Here is a 17,575-nt window from a genome sequence, read left to right as displayed (position 1 = left end):
ATCATGGATCATTAACCCTCTTTTTATTTTACAAAGTAAGGTCAGCCCTTGCAAGCTGACCTCATCTAACAATGCAAAACTAATTAACCCTTACTCTTTGATAAATCTTTGTCTAAAAACCTTTCCATCCTCGGTAGTCATTTCTAATATGTAAACTCCTTTCTCCAATGTGGTGGTCTCCAGCTTAACGTGATCCTCATCTGTTGATTCATAATCAATCATGATCTCTTTACCAGTCTCAAGCTTAATTACCTTCATTGAGGCAGCATCATAACCTTTAGGCACTTCTAATGTAAGTACATCATTTGTAGGATTAGGAAATAACTTAGAAGTTCCATCATCCTCTGCTTCACCAGCCTTTAGAGTTGTAGTACATCTATCCTCAGCATATAAGAATCTCTCGTACGGTCCTTGAACTCTTTGCCAGTCATCCACAAAAACCTGCTCCACATTTCTCACCTGACATGGCTGATGATATATCTCCTTTAACTCCACCCTTCTCTCACAACTAGTACCAGACTTACCATCTAGATCAGTCTCTGTGAGATAGATATCCGGACCACCAACACCTAAAGAATAGGTATAGCCAGTGAATGCATAAGTTTTATCTGCATAAGTTGTTAACTCTGCTCCAGTATCGTCACTATCACGGCCATATTCCTTAGCCCATACCAGATTTAAGGAACGATCAGTTTGAAACATTAAAGCATCATAATTTGGCTGCGAAAGAGGATTATTAGAACCTACTACAGTAACCACTTCTTTACCCGCATTATTCTTTCCAAGTAATAGTGATTTACCGAACTCATTGTCACATTCTGTACCGTAGGTTTTCATTAGTCTGAAACTTCCAAACCTATCAAGAATCATTAAGAAAGCATCATATGTATTATTTAGACCGAAAGCATTCGTTTCACCAGTAATGTAAAAATTTCCTTCAGCATCCTCTTTTACACATCGTCCTATGCTTCTCGTACTTAATGGTTTAGCAGGACCTGAATAGCCATAGGTGAAGCTCCACATCATAGTTAAATCCTCTCTCAAACGAACTACCAATATATCTTGATGACGCTTAAGAAATACACCTGAATGACATTGGTTATTAAAACTAGACCCTACTATGATATAACCGCCATCTTTGGTTTGCTCTATCCAGTAACCAGTTTGTCCTCCCTGACCTCCTATTACTGTAGCTCTGGTAAGTACTCCAAATACATCGGTTTTCACCACATACATGCTGTTGCCAGGAAAGAAATTGGTATAACTATTGGTTTGACCTACAGCCACATAACCATCCTGCCCTAAGGATTTTTTATAACTATTTTTGATGTCGTGGAAAATGTCAGTACCCTTACCTCCGTAGAGATGACTGAAAGAAGGAGCTCCATTTCTATTCGCCCCCAGAATCCAGGCGTCTGCGTTTCCAAAGCCTACACTGTTAGTATATCCAGCAGCCACATAAGCCACCTGATCCTGAAGGAAAGCGCCGCGCCTTACGGAGTTAAAAAGATCAGTATTATCCCATCCATACACGGCACTCCAAACCTGTGCGCCTGATGCCTGAACTTTTGTAAGGGAAGCATCTACCCCTCCGAAATACAGTCCATCAGAACGTCCCGCTACAATATATCGGGCATCAGAATCATAGAGAGCATCTAATGACTCTCCGATGTCGTTTTTTTCGGTACCATAAGAATGTTGAAATTGGCCAAAGACAGAAGTAGCTGATAAACAGCACATTAAAGCAATAATAAAATTTTTCATGATTTTTGGATTTAGATTGATGTCAAGTAAAATTATATAATTTTTTACATAATTTACAGGACGAAATAAATCCAAAAGTTACATAAATGAGATGTGAATTATAGAGAAAGAAGTAGAACGACATGCTCATAAGTGGTCACTCCACGAAATAGGAACGCACCACTAAATTTAGGAATTGGGCAAGCTGTTACTTCACCTATTATTAGAAAACTAATAGATTATTATTACCTGACTTATAGACAGGTACATATAACTCTTATTGATAAGACTTAATTAAGCAAAATGATATAAGAAAACTAAAACCCCAGTGAAGGCAGGCTTAGGGTTGTCTTTGATCTCCAAAGTTACATGTAACTGTGCTTTAGAAACACCTCTTAAATTAGCTAAAGACTCTAATTTGGCTACTAATCTCACTTCACTATTCACCAAAACGGGCTGATTGAATCTCAACTTTTCAATACCATAGTTGATCATCATCTTCACATTCTTAAATTCTGCAATTTGCTTCCATAGGTAGGGAGCTACAGACACCGTAAGATAACCGTGAGCAATTGTAGATTTAAACGGGCTTTCCTTTGCTGCTCTTTCTGGGTCTATGTGAATCCACTGCGGATCAAGAGTAGCTTCTGCAAATTGGTTAATTTGCTCTTGTGTTATTTTCAGATAATCAGATACACCAATTTCTTTTCCAATAAACTCTTCGAATTCAGCGTGATTATTAATGATTACCTTTTCCATAACTTATATTTTTTAGCCAGATCGTTTAAAAGAGGCCAATATTACACAAAAGTTTTAAAAATTCCACCTCCTCGCCCAGGCCATTAGCTGACACCAATAAATAAGGTGTGTGAAAAAGCTAGAACTGAGAGTTCTCATTGATCTATCAGATAACTGATAACCTCCTTTTCACACACCATTATAGAGTTACGCCTTAGCTGGTTCTCTGTGTCCTACCCAGGTAAATCTTTTAATGACGTACTCAGGGTTAGTAAAAGAAGCATTTCCTGCCGGATTACCACCTGTTACATGGAAATCGCTAAAACCCGCATTTTGATTCATGTAGATACCTCCTGTAAGGTTAAATGATACTGGTGTAGCTGCTAAAGACATTTCATCAGCAATTTTTTCCTTCACCTCTGAGTTGGTGGTGTAGGCACCACAAGAAATTGCACCATGTTGCTCCGCCATTTCCTTTGCCAAAGCGATTGATTCATCTACATCCTTGGTCTTTATAAGTAAAGCTATTGGCCCAAAAAGCTCAGTAGCAAATTTGTCTTTTTCACTTGCGCTTACCTCTAATACTACTGGCGTAGCTATTCTGGCATCCTTGAACATAGGGTTTTCAATAGCTCGCGATTCCAGCAACACCTTCCCCAGTTTACTTGCATCCGCTACTCTGGCGCATGTATTTTTATTTTGCACAGCTCCTAATACGAATGGCCCGGCTTTAGGATTATCCGCCAATCCGTTGATGTTCTCAATGAACTTTTGAGCAAACTCTTCGAAACTAACTTTACCTTCCGGGGTATCAATACCACCTTCTGGTATATAAAAATTTTGAGGGGCGGTACACATCTGACCGGAATATAATGAAAGAGCAAAAGCAAGGTTGCCTGCCACCTTATCAACATTCTCCACAGAATCAAGAATCACCGAGTTTACACCCGTCTTTTCTGTAAACACCTGCTTACCTGGAAGACCTTCTAAATAGCTACCAAACTCAGAATTACCTGTAAAGTCAATGATCTTCATCTTTTTATGCTCAGCAAGTTCCTTAGCCAATGGTTTATCTACTGTATCCACTGCTAACTGGCAAATGTTAGGATCAAAACCATTTTCCTTTAATACATTCTGAATTTCAGCCACTACAATTGCCATGGGCAGCACTGCTCCTGGGTGCGGTTTCACAATCACAGAATTACCCGTTATTAAGCTCGCATAAACGCCTGGCACCGAGTTCCAGGTGGGAAAAGTAGAACAACCGATCACCATGGCTATACCTTTTGGAACAGCTCTCCATTCTTTATCTAGCTGAATGTTGAATTTACCCATCGGCTTATCCCAGAAAGCTGCACTTGGGAATCGTTTAAGCTCCTCAAAACCTGCTGCAACAGCCTCTAAAGCTCGATCTGCCGCATGTGGGCCTGAGGCTTGAAAAGCCATCATATATCCTTGGCCTGTAGTATGCATAGTGGCATACGCTATTTCAAAAAATCTATTTTTCACTCGCTCCAAAGACTCTACTAAGATGCCAGCTCTATCTTCCGCTGACACCTTTCTCCATACGTGAAAAGCCTTTTCGGCATTATCTATCAGAGTATCTACATCTGCAGATGGATAAGTGATCCCCAAATCTTTTTGCAAATACGGAGATTCCTCTGTTCCCATCCAGCCAGATGTTCCAGTTTGAGATAGTTCTTCAAATTTATTACCCATGCTAGCCTGAAACTTTTCCCTGCCATCCGCATCGGCAGTTTCTCCGTATATTTTAGGAGATGGGTGCTCAGGATAAGCGGCAAAAAAAGTTCTATTATGTAAGGCTGTGATGGCCTTATTAATAAGTTCTTTATGTTTCTCGTATAAGTTCATATTATGTTCGTTTCTCTCACAAGCTAAGTTAAGATATATGGACCTATTTTCTGCAATCGTTACAAATAGATTAACCTCAAAACTTAACAGTTTACCTATCCTACAAAAAGTATATTAATGAAGGAAATGAAGTGCGTGTGATAAGATCTGTTTTAATATTTGGCTTTTTGTTAATGACTGGCATTGCCTTAGGGCAAACCAGAATATACCAACTCCCACAAGGTATATCAAGTGAGGATTATGCAGCTTCTACTATCATTGTAAAAGTAAAAACCACCTCAAGTACTACAGGACGTGTATCCGCCTCTGCTTCACCAGAAATCATCTACAGAAGGTTAAACGGCTCCATAAAACAAGTACAGCCTGCCATTCCAACCATCAATACCAGCACTTCCGCCAGAACCTCTTCCTCACACCGCTTATCTAATATTTTTAAGGTAGAAGTATCTGAAAATAAAGACGTTATAGAAGCGATTAATGAGCTTCTTCAATCAGACCAGGTAGTTTATGCTGAGCCATATTTCAATCTCAGACCGCTTAATGTTCCCTCAGACCCGGAAGCCAACACCGATGATGGCAAACAAAGCTACCTCAGCGTAATAAAAGCTTACGAAGCATGGAACATCGAAACAGGTGACACCACAATAGTAATAGGCATATTAGACACCGGTGTTGACTTAGATCATCCTGATTTAAAGAATAATTTAAAATATAATTACAATGACCCCGTCAACGGGATTGACGATGATAATGACGGCCTGGTAGATAACTTTCAAGGATGGGATATTGCCAATAATGATAACCGCCCGGAAGCAGATACAGATCAGCATGGCACTAAAGTTTCTGGTACGGCTGCAGCTTCTACCAATAATGGTACTGGTATAGCAGGCACTGGCTTTAAGAGTAAATTTTTACCCATAAAGATATTCAAGAGTGGCACCAGTGCTTTTAATAACGGATATGAAGCTATCGCGCTTGCTGCGGATTTGGGCTGCCAGGTAATTAACCTTTCATGGGGTGGTGCTGGCGCTTATAGTGCTTATGGACAAGACATTATCAACTACGCTGTGCTTGAAAAAGATGTCGCCATTATTGCAGCCGCAGGCAACACACACGGTGACCTGGATTTTTATCCTGCCTCTTTTGAAAATGTTCTATCAGTAGGGGCTACAGATAATAATGATAAAAAGGCATCATTTGGCACCTACAGTGATAAAATAGATTTGGTAGCACCCGGAGTGGCCATATTTACAACATTCAATAATGGCCAATATGATTATACTCAGGGTACCTCATTTTCATCGCCAGCCGTGGCTGGAACCGTGGCTTTACTCAGAGCCAGATATCCAGAATTGAATGCGCATCAAATTATGGAAAAGGTAAGAGTAACAACAGACGATATATATTCAAAAAATCCTGCTTACCAGGGCATGCTAGGCAAGGGAAGGCTAAATATGTTCAGAGCATTAACCGATAACACGTCTCCATCAATTCGTATCTCTGATATTGATTACAATAACGGATCAGGTCAGTTTTTATACCATGGTGATTCATTATCCATCTCAATGGATTTCACTAATTATTTGATTAAATCTGCAGCTAGTACTGAGGCTACTATTAGCAGTACTTCTCCTTATGTTACTGTGCTCAACAATACTTTTAACATTGGAGAATTAGGCACATTAAAGTCAATTAACAATGCTTCTACCCCTTTCCAAATACTAATTAGTGAAGAATTACCTCCCGACACCGACATCTCGTTTAGAGTAGATTTTGTAGGCGGTGCTTATCAGGATTTTCAGATTTTCACATTGAAGAGCTCTCCTGATTACCTTACAGTCCGTAATGATTCCTTAGCATTAACAGTGGTGAGCAATGGCAAACTGGGCTATAAATTAGATGGTTATAATCGTGGCATAGGCTTGCTTTACAAAAACAATAAAGTGCTGGACAATATAGGCTTTGCAATTGCTGCCAATGGCCTCGTTCACGATAACTTTCCAATCAATCTGAATACACATCAAAGAGATGACGATTTCAATACTGTTGATTATCTCAAATTATATCGCAATTCTGAAGCAGAAATCGATGTGAGAAATACCTTTTCTAACCAAAGTGCAACCTTAAGAGTAGAGCAAAAAACGCTCTCCAACAAAAACGAAAGTTATCTCATTCTAGAGTACAGAATAACCAATACAGGCACTGAAGACCTGACCAATGTAAGCGCAGGGCTCTTTACAGACTGGAATCTAAATAATAAAAACTTCAACGCTGCTTATTGGAATGATGAACTCAACATGGGCTATACCGTGGATAATCTGAGTGACACCCTTGTTGCTGCGGTAGCATTACTTGATGGAAATAACCCTGTTTATTCCGCTCTGGATAACCGGAACTTTAACGGCAACAGTGGTGACATTCTTTCGCTGATCACTGACGAAAATAAATTAAATTTCCTTACTAATGGCATTTACCTCACAGAAGCTGGCGCTGCCAACACAGGTAATGATGTATCTCAAATCAATGGGGCATCATTTAACCTGAAGGTGAACGAATCCGCCAAAATTGTTTTAGCCATCTCTGTAGCCTCATCCTTTGAGAACATTGTACAGAATATCAATAAAGCAAAGGCAAATTATAACCATTACAAGTATAATCCTCCAGTATTATACACCGGGCTCACTTGCCAGGGCAGCAGCATGGTATTAGACCCTCCTATTGGAGATATATTCACATTCTATTCAGATTCATTACTGCAAGACTCATTAACCACAGGCTCATTCATTAACACAGGGATTATCAACGAGCCCCAGACATATTATGCAGTAAACAAAGATAAAGCCTACAATGACGATGTTGTAAGGGTTATAGCAGCCCCCAAATTATTAAAAGCGGATTTTTCAATTAACCCTAATCCATTGCTTTTAGACGAAACCGGAAACACCAGAGCTACTATTTCCGACCTTAGTAAAGACGCTGTGAAGTGGGAATGGGATTTGGGCAATGGCATTTATTCTAACAACAAAGATCCCTTGGTGCATTATACAGAACCAGGCACTTATCACGTCACACTCACTGCCACAAATGATCTAAATTGTGTAGAAACGACCTCAAAGGACATTACAGTATATTATAGAAGCAATTTACCGGATATAGACAATCAAAAACTTTGCAGCCAGGCAGATGTGGAACTCAAGGCTTCAAATGCCTCATTATTAAACTTTTATAGTGATGCTAATCTCAATGAAAAGGTATATTCAGGCAACTCGCTTTTTATACCTTCCTTAGCTCAGGATACAACGCTTTACATTACGAGTATTGACAGTGCTTATGAAAGCAACCCTAAGAAAGTAGTAATTGAAGTAAGTAAGGTAAAAGCTGATTTCTCCTATGGGCTTGACACCTTAGACCTAAATCAAAAGCAACTCTTGAATCTCAAAAATAGTAGCGAAAACAATTCCAATTGTTCATGGTATGTCAATGGTGTATTTCAAGGCTCCAACGAAGACATAACCTACGACTTTACTAACCAATCAAATTTTGGAATAGTTCTAGTGGCTGAAGATGAGAATGGATGTTTTGATAGATATGAGCAATTCATATCTCCATTTCAAGAGGTAAGGCCTAATGACCTTACTATTAAGACATGTACCAGTGAAACCGTTAGCATTACACCTGAAAACAATGAAATTTATTACTTCTATCAGGACGCCAATGCAGAGACACTTCTTCACAAAGGCAGCAACTGGAACGTAAGCAACATCAATAGTGACTCTGTTTTCTATTTCACATCGATGAACCGGTTAATTGAAAGTGAAATAGCTGAAATCAATATAGAAACATACAAAACACAAGCACTTTTTACCATTACTGAAAATAGCCTCTCTCCTATCATTGAGAACAGCAGCATTGAAGCCAGTCAATTTATATGGATGCTAGACGCTGATACCGTTAGTTATGAGAAAACTCCGATACTGGAACTCGAAGAAAATGATCAGTATCATTTGACTCTGGTTGCGATAAACGAAGCCGGATGCTCCAGTCTGTTTACTAGTGAGCTGAGCGCTAGATCACAAATAGTAAGCGGAATAGATCACTTAGAAGATGAATTGAAATTCTTCCCAAATCCTGCCACAGATTATATTCAATTCAATAATAAAGTAGATGTAGAAATCTACAGTGCAGCTGGTCAAATCTTGTTAAGAAAATCAGTAGATGATCAAATACTATCTATTAAAAATCTAAGCAGTGGAATATATTGGCTTAAAGTAACAAGTGGTGTGAATTCACAGGTATTTAAACTGCTAAAACAATAAGCTATTAAATTCCTCCTCGGAACCTTTAAAAACATTCAGATCAACATAGTCTCTTATTCCTTTCAGATGACCTCTATTAGCATATTGCCAAAACAACCATTGTCTGTTGCCCTTTAGTTCAGGTTGGTGATAGATATTTCTGATCCAAATAGCGTTCTCATGAAAGTCTTCAATGAGATAATCATTATAAAATTCCGTTGTTGCATATAAGATGGGATAAGTACCATAGTGATCATATATCATCTTATTCATAATGTGTAGCTCTTTGCTAACCTTAGCTTTATCCTTCACTTTACAATTCCCTCCATATTCTACATCAATCACTGGCGGGAGATTGATTTTGCTTTTATCTACTGTTTTGATGAAATGCTCAGCCTGGTCCTCACCTGACCTACAGAAAGTGAAAAAATGATACGCACCTATTGGAATGGTATATTTCAAAGCACTATCTAGATTGGCTACATATTTATGATCTATGAAATCCCCTCCTTCCGTAGCTTTCACAAACAGAAAACGCACTTCTTTTCCAGGCAACTTACTCCATTTAATATTTCCCTGATGATGAGAAATATCTATACCCCTAATAGGAAAATCTTCACCAGATGGATAGTTGAATCTTAAAATACCTACATAGAATAAACAAAGTAATATAGCAGGAATGGCGAACAAGAAAAAGAGAATCCAAAGCCTTTTGCGCATGTTAAAAGAAGTTAAATATTGAATTATGCAGACGTATTAGCACTTAAAAAGATATTCATTTGCATAAAATATATGCTAATTAACCGCGATATCTCCCAATAAACGTAATTAACAAACTAAATTTGCATTTTTTCTCGTTTGTATAGCAACTTCACGCGCGTTTTGGTTGTCTTATATTTGAACACCAAGGGAAACCCAAGTGAATTTTTACCGTATAACTTGAAAAAATCACGCTTATGATCAATTTTTCGCTAAAAAAAACTAGTTGGAACATAAGAAGAGCCATGCAAAAATCTGTGGACAGGTCTTATATGAAACACTTTGATGATGCTCTTACAAATTTAGAATTGAACCTTCAAGAGGAAAGAGTTAAAAGGCCGTTTAGAATCTAAAAAGCCTGTTTAAAAACTAAACAGGCCCATTTTTTAATTTGATTTATTCACCGATCCTCCACTGCTGGAGTTCGTGGACGACTTAGAAGGATTGCCACGATATCTCACACTTCCACCGCTCGAGGCCCTAGCGTCAATTTCATCGGTAACATATACCTTGGCACTACCGGCGCTACTTACCTTAATAGTAGCTATTTTAGCTTGTAAATCGTAGGCATTAACACTGCCTGCACTACTTACGGAGACTTCCATCCTGTTTGCCTGCCCTTTAATATTTATATCTGCCGAACTTGAAACTGAAAGATCCAAGCTACCAGCTTCTACAGTAACATCTATATCCGCGGCACTGGCCACTCGGATATCCAAGTACTGACTCTCTATGGTACCCTCACCATAAATACTAGCGGCAGAACTGGCTGATATGGATTGTAAGTTTACATAGGTTACGTACACCTTTACACTATGATTTCTAAAATGACCGCTGCCCAATTCTATCTTAAGCTCTCCACCGGACACTTTTGTTTCTACATCATCTAAATCTATACCTCTTACTTCAACTTTAACAGATTCTTTTGCCCCCTTAGTAAGATATACATCTATAGCCTGCCCAGATTTCACCCCGCTAAATGTACCTACATCTCTTGTTTCACTCTCCTGAGCTCTGCCCACATAACCCATGAAGGCAAAAAGGATTATCATTAAAATAATTTCTTTCTTCATCTTAAGTACTATTTGTAATTCATCTTAAAGACCATCTACTTAATCAATAGTTGCATCATTTCTTTCTAGTTCTCTAAGCAGAATCAAATTTTCAGCCAAAAAGAGGACACTAATATAAAGGAAAGACATAATTCCCAAAACTAAACCGATTACCTTCTGGCCCTAAACACTATATATAAAAGTAATCATTATAGCTTTTACAAGAATAAACATTGGCCTAAGTGCTATGATCCATAATAATCTAATGTTTAATAACCCTTGTAAAGCATTATTTAATAACTTTATTAGGAATAATGGAAACAGAAATCAACACAATTAACTTTACAGACATGGTTAAGGAACAATTAAATGTGCTAATTCAGCTGGCTGCCAGTGACAATCAGGTTGCGGATAAAGAAGCAAAACTTATTCAGATGATTGGTCAATCCAATGGAGTGACTAAAGAGGAGATTGAAGAAATGCTTAAAAACCCTGAGAGACCCATCGGTAACTTGAGCATGCTTACTCCTGATCAAAAGTTTGAACATTTATATCACATTGTTCAATTAATGAAAATTGATGGACAAGTGTTTAAAAGTGAAATAGTTTTCTGCCAGGATATTGCAGAGAGACTAGGATACAAGAAGGGTGTTATTGCTGAATTATCTTCTAGAATTTTCAGTGATCCTTCAATTACTGCCGACAGAGAGATGCTTAAAGCGAAAGCCCAGAAGTACTTAAAATAATAATAAATGGGTGTTTTAGCATCAGACTTTTGCTATGTGAGTCTGCAATTAAAACACCCATTTTCTTTACTTAATAATGGTCAATCTTCTGACCGCTTGTAGTAACATATCCACCTAAAGCCTGTGCGGTAAGGCACGAATGAATAGGCAAAATCATTACTACATCCCCCATAGTTATAGATTCATACATCTCTTCCGTCACTGCGAGAATTCCATGCTCTTGAGAAATGGATTTTAAATAACATCCATCAATCATCTTTTCCCAAGTATGAGCAGCATGAGACGATGCAAGGAATCCAAACACTCTTTGGTTATTTATTTCTAAGAAGTCCTTTGAGAAATGAACAGCACCACCATAAATGCATATTTCCTTTCTGGCTTCATTTTTTGAAACAACAGGGCAAGCAACAGCCACAGCAATATCACTAAAATCGCACGATCCTATCTGAGCTTGCATGGCATCATAAAACACTAAATTACCCGCACTTATAGCATCGCAGCCTGGAAAAGACTTACCAATGCTGCATGTGGGAGTGTCACCCATGCATATAAAAACATCTTCAGAGAAGGAGTGCTTAAGCTCCTGCAGTCTTTCATGAATGATGGTATGTAATGCCTCTATTTCATCAGTGCCTTTACAACTATAAGAGTGACCAGCGTGAGTATAAAGACCTGAAAAGGTGAGATTATCAGATTTGTTAATCGCTGCTTTTAGGGTATGGATGGCATCTACTTCAGAATGTAAAATACCTGTGCGCCCGTTACCTATATCAATCTCGACCATGAGGTTAATAGAAACACCTAAAGCGTTGAGTTTTTCTACTATTTCTAAATGATCAACAAGAAGGGTGAGTTCAATGCGCTGAGCTAAAGATTTGATTTTTTCTTCTTGCAAGATATTAACTGGAAAAGCTACTGTTATCTCTTTCCAACCATCAGCAGCAAAGTATTCGGCCATACCTAAAGAGGAAACGGTTATGTGCTGAACGCCGACATCTCTAAACCACTGCCCTACTATCTTTGATTGGTGTGTTTTAAAATGAGGCCAAAAAGCCAGATGACAGGCATCGGCTTTTGACTTCATTCTTTGAATATTTTGCTTACACTTGAGCTCATCTAATATTAAGGTGGGTTCAGTGATTTTCATATTCATTTGTTATTCTGCAACTGCACTTACAGGGATAGTAAGTTTCATTTTTTCCCACTCTAAAACTATTCCTTCTTCAATAACAGAGTAAGTAAGTCTTTCAGTAACATCCTCTTTCCACTCAGGAGCAACCTCTACTCTTACTACATCATGTTCTTCTTTGTAGTTATAAGCACCAAAAGCTCCGTGCTCTTCTCTATTCCAATCAGTGTTAATGATAGCCACCCAATCAGCTGATTCTTTAGGGATAAGATAGAAACCGTATTTTCCGGCTTTCACTTCAGTATCATTAATAGTAACATCTTTACTGAATTCAAAAGAAGTAGTTTCATTAGCTCCTGCTCTCCATATTGAATCATAAGACTCCAGGCCACCCCAGATTACTCTTTCTTTTACTGCTGGCGATCCATAATCTACAACAATGCTCACGTCACCAATCTCGCCTTCAGCTTGTTTTCTTGGGCTCTTTATTGGCTCCTCCTTCTTTTCAACTACAGTAGTAGTATCTGCTGCAGTTGAGTCTGCCTCAGTTCCTTCTTCCTGACCGCCTTTAGGACCGCAAGCAGAAGCTATTAAAGCAAAAAAGATGACAACGGGTAATAACTGTTTTGTAAGAATTCTCATATATAAAAAATTAAAATTTACTAAGTTGATTAATCAGCCGAATAAACAATTTGGCCGCCTAAAATAGTCATTTTTATCTTGGTGGCCAGTATCTGATCTTCAGGAACGGTAAGTATATCCTGTGAAAAGACGGTAAAGTCGGCCAACTTACCTACTTCAATAGATCCTTTGATGTTTTCTTCAAAAGCTCCATAAGCTGCATCCAGCGTATAAGACTTCAAGGCTTGCTCTCTGGTCATTTTCTGTTCAGGCTCATAGCCTCCGGAAGGTTCACCCTTCAATGTCTTTCTACTTACACTGGCATAAAAACAAGCAATAGGGTCAATGGGCTCCACTGGCACGTCCGTTCCATTTACAATTCTGGCTCCAGACTTTAGTAAAGCTTGCCACATATATGCACCTTCTTTTATGCGTTTTTCTCCTAGTCTATCTATGGCCCAAGGTCTATCTGAGGACATATGTATCGCCTCCATTGATGGGATAACACCAAGCTCAGCAAACCTTGGAATATCAGATGGAGCCAAATGCTGTGCATGTTCTATTCTAAAGCGACTATCTTTAGCAGCCTCAGGGTTAGCCTTGAATGCTGCTTCATAAATATTTAAGATTTCATGATTAGTTCTATCGCCAATAGCATGTGAGCATACCTGAAAGCCGTTTTTTAGGGCTTTATCCGAGATATATTCAACATATTCCATAGGTACTGTAGCCATTCCAAAATGATCATCTCTGTCAGAATATTCCTCCAGCAACCACGCGCCACGTGAACCTAATGCGCCGTCACAGTGAAGCTTTATTGATCTGATGGTAAGTAAGTTATCTGTAGTATCAATTTCTGGCCCTGTTTTATACCACTGCTCTACCAGCGTAGTATCTTCACCTGTAACCATAGAATACATGCGCAGGCCAAGGTCTCCATTGGTTTTAGCTTTTTTATACAGGTCTATAGTTTTTCCATCTATCCCGGCATCATGAAAGCTGGTGATACCATTTTCATGACATGCCTTAATGGCCAATTTTAGTGCCTGCAAATCTCTTTCCGGAGTAGACTCAGGAATATGTTTGGTGATAACCTCCATGGCTCTTTCATTAAAGATACCCGTAGGGTTACCCATTTCATCCCGTATGATTTCACCGCCTTCCACTTGCTGCTGGGCTAAACTCTCGGTAGATAAAGGCATTATACCCGCCATCTGCATGGCCTTCGCATTGGCAAAACCAGCATGACCACTCGCATGAGCCAGATATACAGGGTTATTAGGTGAAACCTCACTTAATTTCTCGTGAGTTTGAAATCCCTTTATCATAGGATCTGGTGCAGGAGTCCATTTACTCTGATGCCACCCTCTACCTACAATCCACTGACCGGGCTCGGCCTTATCTACGGCTTCCTTTACTTTTTCCACTAACTCCTCATAACTGGTCACTTCCATGAGATTTAGATTTAACTCATTGTATCCCAGCCCCATAAAATGGCCATGCCCCTCTATCAAGCCAGGGGTAACGGTTAAACCTTGTAGCTCCACTACCTTAGTACTGTCACCAAGGAAAGCCTGAATACTCTCATTAGAACCTAATGCCAAGATTTTCCCATCTTTTACGGCAACAGCCTCCACTTTAGATGACTCTCCCTGCACGGTGTAGATATTGCCACCTTGAAGGATAAGGTCAGCAGCATTTTTAGTCTCTTTGCCACCGCACGCGGCGCAGAACAGGATGAGGCCTATTAAACTTATTTGACTTAAATATTTTAAAAACATATTCATTGATTATATTACTGACCTTATCACAATTGATAGTGAATACTCGGATGGTAGTCCGCTTTTCCCTTCTTTTGTGAAATCAATTGCAAAGATTGATTGATCTATCAATTTAACAAATTCAATTATAGTAATGAGCCTGAAAACATTTAAGCGGTGTGCGCTAGTAGTTGGTTTAGCTTTCATTTTTACCATTCCAAAGTCTCAAGCGCAGGAGGTTGGCCTTTCGTTTTCTTATTTTTTACCAAAAAACGGGGATTTCTCTACTCCTATAAGTCCTTTTTCAATAAGAGGTGTAGGTGTAGATCTAAACGATTACTTTGCGTTACAAACGGGATTTTCATTATATAGAATGAGTGGTTTGAACATCAAGGATATTGATGATTTTGAAAGTGACAAATCATTGTTAGGTCCAAATTTCACCATCATGGTGCCATTGGAATTAGTGATGCAGTTTATTGGTAAAACGCAAGAATTCAGAATCAAGGGTGGTGGCTTTGCCTTTTATGGCTTTGACAACAAACTGAACTATGGCAATATGGATAGAGCCATCAGAAAGTTTGAGAATTGGGATGTGGCAAATTCCAGTTTTGACTATAAGCATGGCTTAGGGCTTGGCTATTATTTCGGTGCAGAATATGTAGTGTATGTGACCAGAGCCTGGGGATTATCTTTAGAGGCCAATTATTTCATAGGTGATGCTGATCTACCACTAGAAGGAAGCTACACCGGAGGTAGTGCCTCTGGGTCATTGGAAACCAGACAGGTAGATTGGGCTGATGCAAAAGTAGATTACACTGGCCTGGAAATATCAATCGGTATTTTATTTACTCAATAATCTGAATATTTCTGAGCCACTGCTCACAGGTAACACGCCAGGTGTGATAAGATGACTCACCTGGCCCAAAGCCTAGTCCATGTCCTCCTTTTTGATATACATGGAGCTCGCCAGGGACACCCGCTTTAACCATCGCAGCATAAAACTGCAAACTATTTTGTACCGGAACAGATCCATCTTCATAGGTATGAAATAGAAAAGTTGGAGGTGTTTGATTTGTCACCTGTGTTTCATTTGATAATGAAGACACTAGTGTGGAATCAGGCTGATCACCAAGCAGTGCTCTTCTTGATCCTTTATGGGTAAAATCATCTTTTAGTGTAATTACCGGATAGCCTAATATAGCAAAGTTAGGTTTACTACTGATAGCAAGTAAATCATCACTCCCTTTTACTCCGTCATCCCAATGAGTTGCTAAAGTAGATGCCAAGTGCCCGCCAGCAGAAAAGCCAATAACTCCTATTTTATTTTCATCGAGATTCCACTCCTTAGCTTTTGACCTCACCGTACGCATGGCCATTTTAACATCTTCAAGAGGAATGGGGTGCTTGTAACCATCACCACCCAGCCTATACTGAAGAACAATGGCGGACATTCCAAAAGTATTAAACCATTTGGCCATTTTGAATCCTTCCTTTTCCATAGCTAAGTGTTCATAACCACCTCCCGGACAAATAACTACCGCCGGACCTGGCTTTGCGGATTCAGAGCCGTAATAGTAAAGCTTAGGCATATCTTTTTCTTCCTGCCCCAATGCTCCTGGTACACCATTGGGATATAAAGGAATAACTTCTGGATTGGTCTGAACACAAGAAGTGGTAAACATGAGCACGAAATATAGAAAGTGAATAGTTTTCATAGATTTGCAGGAATAGGATTCTTTAAGTTAAGTATTAGCCATCACTTTTTTAGACTATGCAGAAAATCGTTTTTTCTTTAATATTAATACTGGGTGCTACTCACCTTTCAATGAGTCAAACCTCTGAAGTAGTTAAAGATGTTAAGGAGTTTCAAAAAGAAATCAATCATGAATTTGCTAGTAAAAAGGAATCTCCCCTCTCGAAAGAAGATAGAAAAAAGTTTAAAGGACTCGATTTCTTTCCTATCGATACTAATTATCATATCACAGCAAAGTTCATCCGTACTCCCAATCAAAAACCTTTCAAAATGGCCACTTCAGGCGATCGCTCTCCCATTTATGAGAAGTATGGTGAAGCGCACTTTACTCTTGATAGTATAGAGGTGGTGTTAGAAATTTACCAAAGCCATGACCTTCGTAAAACAGAGGAGTACAAAGACTACTTATTCCTACCCTTTACAGATAAAACTAATGGCGAGGAAACATATGGTGGCGGTAGATATATTGGGCTAAGAATACCCGAAAACGATCAAATTGTTATTGATTTTAACAAGGCCTATAACCCATACTGTGCCTATAGCGATAAATATTCCTGTCCTTTAGTACCGAGACAAAACCGGATTTTGGCCTATATGAGAGCAGGTGTAAAAGCTTATGAGCTAACGCACCATTAAATATCAATGAGTTACCAGCAGTGAGCCAGCACCTAAAGCAAGTAGATCTTCAGCACCGCCGATAATCGGATCTTGAACATCTGTAGTTTGACCAACCTTCTTTCTCAGGTAAAACCCAACACCAGCCGAAACGACTGCTGAAACAGCACCCATAATAGCACCTGTTCTGGTGCTTCTTCGAGCCTCTTTATAGAGAATGGCTCCTATTAAAGCCCCGGAAATAGCTCTTCCTGCTAAGGCTATTGGACTAATCCGATCTGGCGCATTAGGCAATTTATCACCGACTAACTCGCCTCCAGCCAAAACAGCTGTGACTGTCTGTAATTTAGGAAGCTTAATTAACCTCCTTTTCCAACTCGGTTCGGGTTCTCTGTTTAAATAATAGCAAAGTAAAGCAGGGCCCATCATGGATCTCAATCCGCTAATGGCCCCTAGTCCTATAGTTCTGGCTTCTAATGATATCATATG

General features: G+C 39.1%; 14 protein-coding genes. 4 read left to right on the top strand and 10 right to left on the bottom strand.

Annotation, left to right across the window (positions count from 1 at the left end; translation table 11 throughout):
* Positions 1 to 90: 90 nt before the first annotated feature.
* The 3 genes from LVD16_RS10295 to paaN all read right to left on the bottom strand — a co-directional run bounded on the left by LVD16_RS10295 (position 91) and on the right by paaN (position 4,353).
* Entirely contained in the window at positions 91 to 1,764 is a 1,674-nt protein-coding gene (locus tag LVD16_RS10295) for a T9SS type A sorting domain-containing protein (RefSeq protein ID WP_233773854.1), read from the bottom strand.
* A 273-nt stretch (positions 1,765 to 2,037) separates the two neighbouring features.
* Positions 2,038 to 2,502, bottom strand: a complete 465-nt coding sequence (locus LVD16_RS10290; RefSeq protein ID WP_233773853.1) for a MaoC family dehydratase — start codon at positions 2,500 to 2,502, stop codon at positions 2,038 to 2,040.
* Between the two features lie 186 nt (positions 2,503 to 2,688).
* Positions 2,689 to 4,353 carry a phenylacetic acid degradation protein PaaN gene (gene paaN, locus LVD16_RS10285; protein ID WP_233773852.1) on the bottom strand — a complete coding sequence of 555 codons (1,665 nt, stop codon included), beginning with the start codon at positions 4,351 to 4,353 and terminating at the stop codon, positions 2,689 to 2,691.
* A 173-nt stretch (positions 4,354 to 4,526) separates the two neighbouring features.
* Here paaN and LVD16_RS10280 point away from each other — a divergent pair, with 173 nt between their 5' ends.
* Complete coding sequence (locus LVD16_RS10280) at positions 4,527 to 8,669, top strand: S8 family serine peptidase (protein WP_233773850.1); 4,143 nt, start codon at positions 4,527 to 4,529, stop codon at positions 8,667 to 8,669.
* On the opposite strand, the gene LVD16_RS10275 is transcribed toward LVD16_RS10280, so the two are convergent.
* Together LVD16_RS10275 and LVD16_RS10270 are read right to left on the bottom strand one after the other, a co-directional pair.
* Positions 8,658 to 9,368 carry a GH25 family lysozyme gene (locus LVD16_RS10275; RefSeq protein WP_233773848.1) on the bottom strand — a complete coding sequence of 237 codons (711 nt, stop codon included), beginning with the start codon at positions 9,366 to 9,368 and terminating at the stop codon, positions 8,658 to 8,660. The genes LVD16_RS10280 and LVD16_RS10275 overlap by 12 nt on opposite strands.
* Before the next feature lie 425 nt (positions 9,369 to 9,793).
* Positions 9,794 to 10,480, bottom strand: coding sequence for a head GIN domain-containing protein (locus LVD16_RS10270; RefSeq protein WP_233773847.1), 687 nt, complete (start codon positions 10,478 to 10,480; stop codon positions 9,794 to 9,796).
* A 293-nt stretch (positions 10,481 to 10,773) separates the two neighbouring features.
* Here LVD16_RS10270 and LVD16_RS10265 point away from each other — a divergent pair, with 293 nt between their 5' ends.
* On the top strand, positions 10,774 to 11,205 hold the full coding sequence (locus LVD16_RS10265; protein WP_233773846.1) for a tellurite resistance TerB family protein: 432 nt from the start codon (positions 10,774 to 10,776) through the stop codon (positions 11,203 to 11,205).
* 70 nt (positions 11,206 to 11,275) lie between these two features.
* Here LVD16_RS10265 and LVD16_RS10260 read toward each other — a convergent pair whose 3' ends face one another.
* Genes LVD16_RS10260 through LVD16_RS10250 form a run of 3 tightly spaced genes read right to left on the bottom strand, consistent with a single transcriptional unit; the run spans position 11,276 to position 14,736 of the window.
* The gene (locus tag LVD16_RS10260; RefSeq protein ID WP_233773845.1) at positions 11,276 to 12,352 is read right to left on the bottom strand and encodes an alanine racemase; all 1,077 of its coding nucleotides are present in this window, start codon (positions 12,350 to 12,352) and stop codon (positions 11,276 to 11,278) included.
* Positions 12,353 to 12,361: 9 nt separating this feature from the next.
* Positions 12,362 to 12,976 (bottom strand): DUF2911 domain-containing protein, encoded by a 615-nt coding sequence (locus LVD16_RS10255; RefSeq protein WP_233773844.1) that lies wholly within the window; start codon positions 12,974 to 12,976, stop codon positions 12,362 to 12,364.
* Positions 12,977 to 13,005: 29 nt separating this feature from the next.
* On the bottom strand, positions 13,006 to 14,736 hold the full coding sequence (locus LVD16_RS10250) for an amidohydrolase (RefSeq protein WP_233773843.1): 1,731 nt from the start codon (positions 14,734 to 14,736) through the stop codon (positions 13,006 to 13,008).
* A 133-nt stretch (positions 14,737 to 14,869) separates the two neighbouring features.
* On the opposite strand from LVD16_RS10250, the gene LVD16_RS10245 reads away from it, so the two are divergent.
* Entirely contained in the window at positions 14,870 to 15,574 is a 705-nt protein-coding gene (locus LVD16_RS10245) for a hypothetical protein (protein ID WP_233773842.1), read from the top strand.
* Here LVD16_RS10245 and LVD16_RS10240 read toward each other — a convergent pair.
* Positions 15,564 to 16,433 (bottom strand): alpha/beta hydrolase, encoded by an 870-nt coding sequence (locus tag LVD16_RS10240; protein ID WP_233773841.1) that lies wholly within the window; start codon positions 16,431 to 16,433, stop codon positions 15,564 to 15,566. The genes LVD16_RS10245 and LVD16_RS10240 overlap by 11 nt on opposite strands.
* Before the next feature lie 56 nt (positions 16,434 to 16,489).
* Here LVD16_RS10240 and LVD16_RS10235 point away from each other — a divergent pair, with 56 nt between their 5' ends.
* Positions 16,490 to 17,107 carry a DUF1684 domain-containing protein gene (locus LVD16_RS10235; protein ID WP_233773840.1) on the top strand — a complete coding sequence of 206 codons (618 nt, stop codon included), beginning with the start codon at positions 16,490 to 16,492 and terminating at the stop codon, positions 17,105 to 17,107.
* A 3-nt stretch (positions 17,108 to 17,110) separates the two neighbouring features.
* Here the strand turns inward: LVD16_RS10235 and LVD16_RS10230 are convergent, their stop codons facing one another.
* Positions 17,111 to 17,572: a DUF4126 family protein gene (locus LVD16_RS10230; protein ID WP_233773839.1), complete on the bottom strand. Its 462-nt coding sequence runs from the start codon at positions 17,570 to 17,572 to the stop codon at positions 17,111 to 17,113.
* Between the last annotated feature and the right edge of the window lie 3 nt (positions 17,573 to 17,575).

The sequence above is a fragment of the Fulvivirga ligni genome, from assembly GCF_021389935.1.
Lineage (GTDB): Bacteria > Bacteroidota > Bacteroidia > Cytophagales > Cyclobacteriaceae > Fulvivirga > Fulvivirga ligni.
This window is presented reverse-complemented; position numbering and strand designations above follow the sequence as displayed.

Excerpts from the sequence above, each read along its gene's own strand:
- LVD16_RS10295 (WP_233773854.1), bottom strand. The coding sequence starts at position 1,764 with ATGAAAAATTTTATTATTGCTTTAATGTGCTGTTTATCAGCTACTTCT.
- LVD16_RS10290 (WP_233773853.1), bottom strand. The coding sequence starts at position 2,502 with ATGGAAAAGGTAATCATTAATAATCACGCTGAATTCGAAGAGTTTATT.
- paaN (WP_233773852.1), bottom strand. The coding sequence starts at position 4,353 with ATGAACTTATACGAGAAACATAAAGAACTTATTAATAAGGCCATCACA.
- LVD16_RS10280 (WP_233773850.1), top strand. The coding sequence starts at position 4,527 with ATGACTGGCATTGCCTTAGGGCAAACCAGAATATACCAACTCCCACAA.
- LVD16_RS10275 (WP_233773848.1), bottom strand. The coding sequence starts at position 9,368 with ATGCGCAAAAGGCTTTGGATTCTCTTTTTCTTGTTCGCCATTCCTGCT.
- LVD16_RS10270 (WP_233773847.1), bottom strand. The coding sequence starts at position 10,480 with ATGAAGAAAGAAATTATTTTAATGATAATCCTTTTTGCCTTCATGGGT.
- LVD16_RS10265 (WP_233773846.1), top strand. The coding sequence starts at position 10,774 with ATGGAAACAGAAATCAACACAATTAACTTTACAGACATGGTTAAGGAA.
- LVD16_RS10260 (WP_233773845.1), bottom strand. The coding sequence starts at position 12,352 with ATGAAAATCACTGAACCCACCTTAATATTAGATGAGCTCAAGTGTAAG.
- LVD16_RS10255 (WP_233773844.1), bottom strand. The coding sequence starts at position 12,976 with ATGAGAATTCTTACAAAACAGTTATTACCCGTTGTCATCTTTTTTGCT.
- LVD16_RS10250 (WP_233773843.1), bottom strand. The coding sequence starts at position 14,736 with ATGTTTTTAAAATATTTAAGTCAAATAAGTTTAATAGGCCTCATCCTG.
- LVD16_RS10245 (WP_233773842.1), top strand. The coding sequence starts at position 14,870 with ATGAGCCTGAAAACATTTAAGCGGTGTGCGCTAGTAGTTGGTTTAGCT.
- LVD16_RS10240 (WP_233773841.1), bottom strand. The coding sequence starts at position 16,433 with ATGAAAACTATTCACTTTCTATATTTCGTGCTCATGTTTACCACTTCT.
- LVD16_RS10235 (WP_233773840.1), top strand. The coding sequence starts at position 16,490 with ATGCAGAAAATCGTTTTTTCTTTAATATTAATACTGGGTGCTACTCAC.
- LVD16_RS10230 (WP_233773839.1), bottom strand. The coding sequence starts at position 17,572 with ATGATATCATTAGAAGCCAGAACTATAGGACTAGGGGCCATTAGCGGA.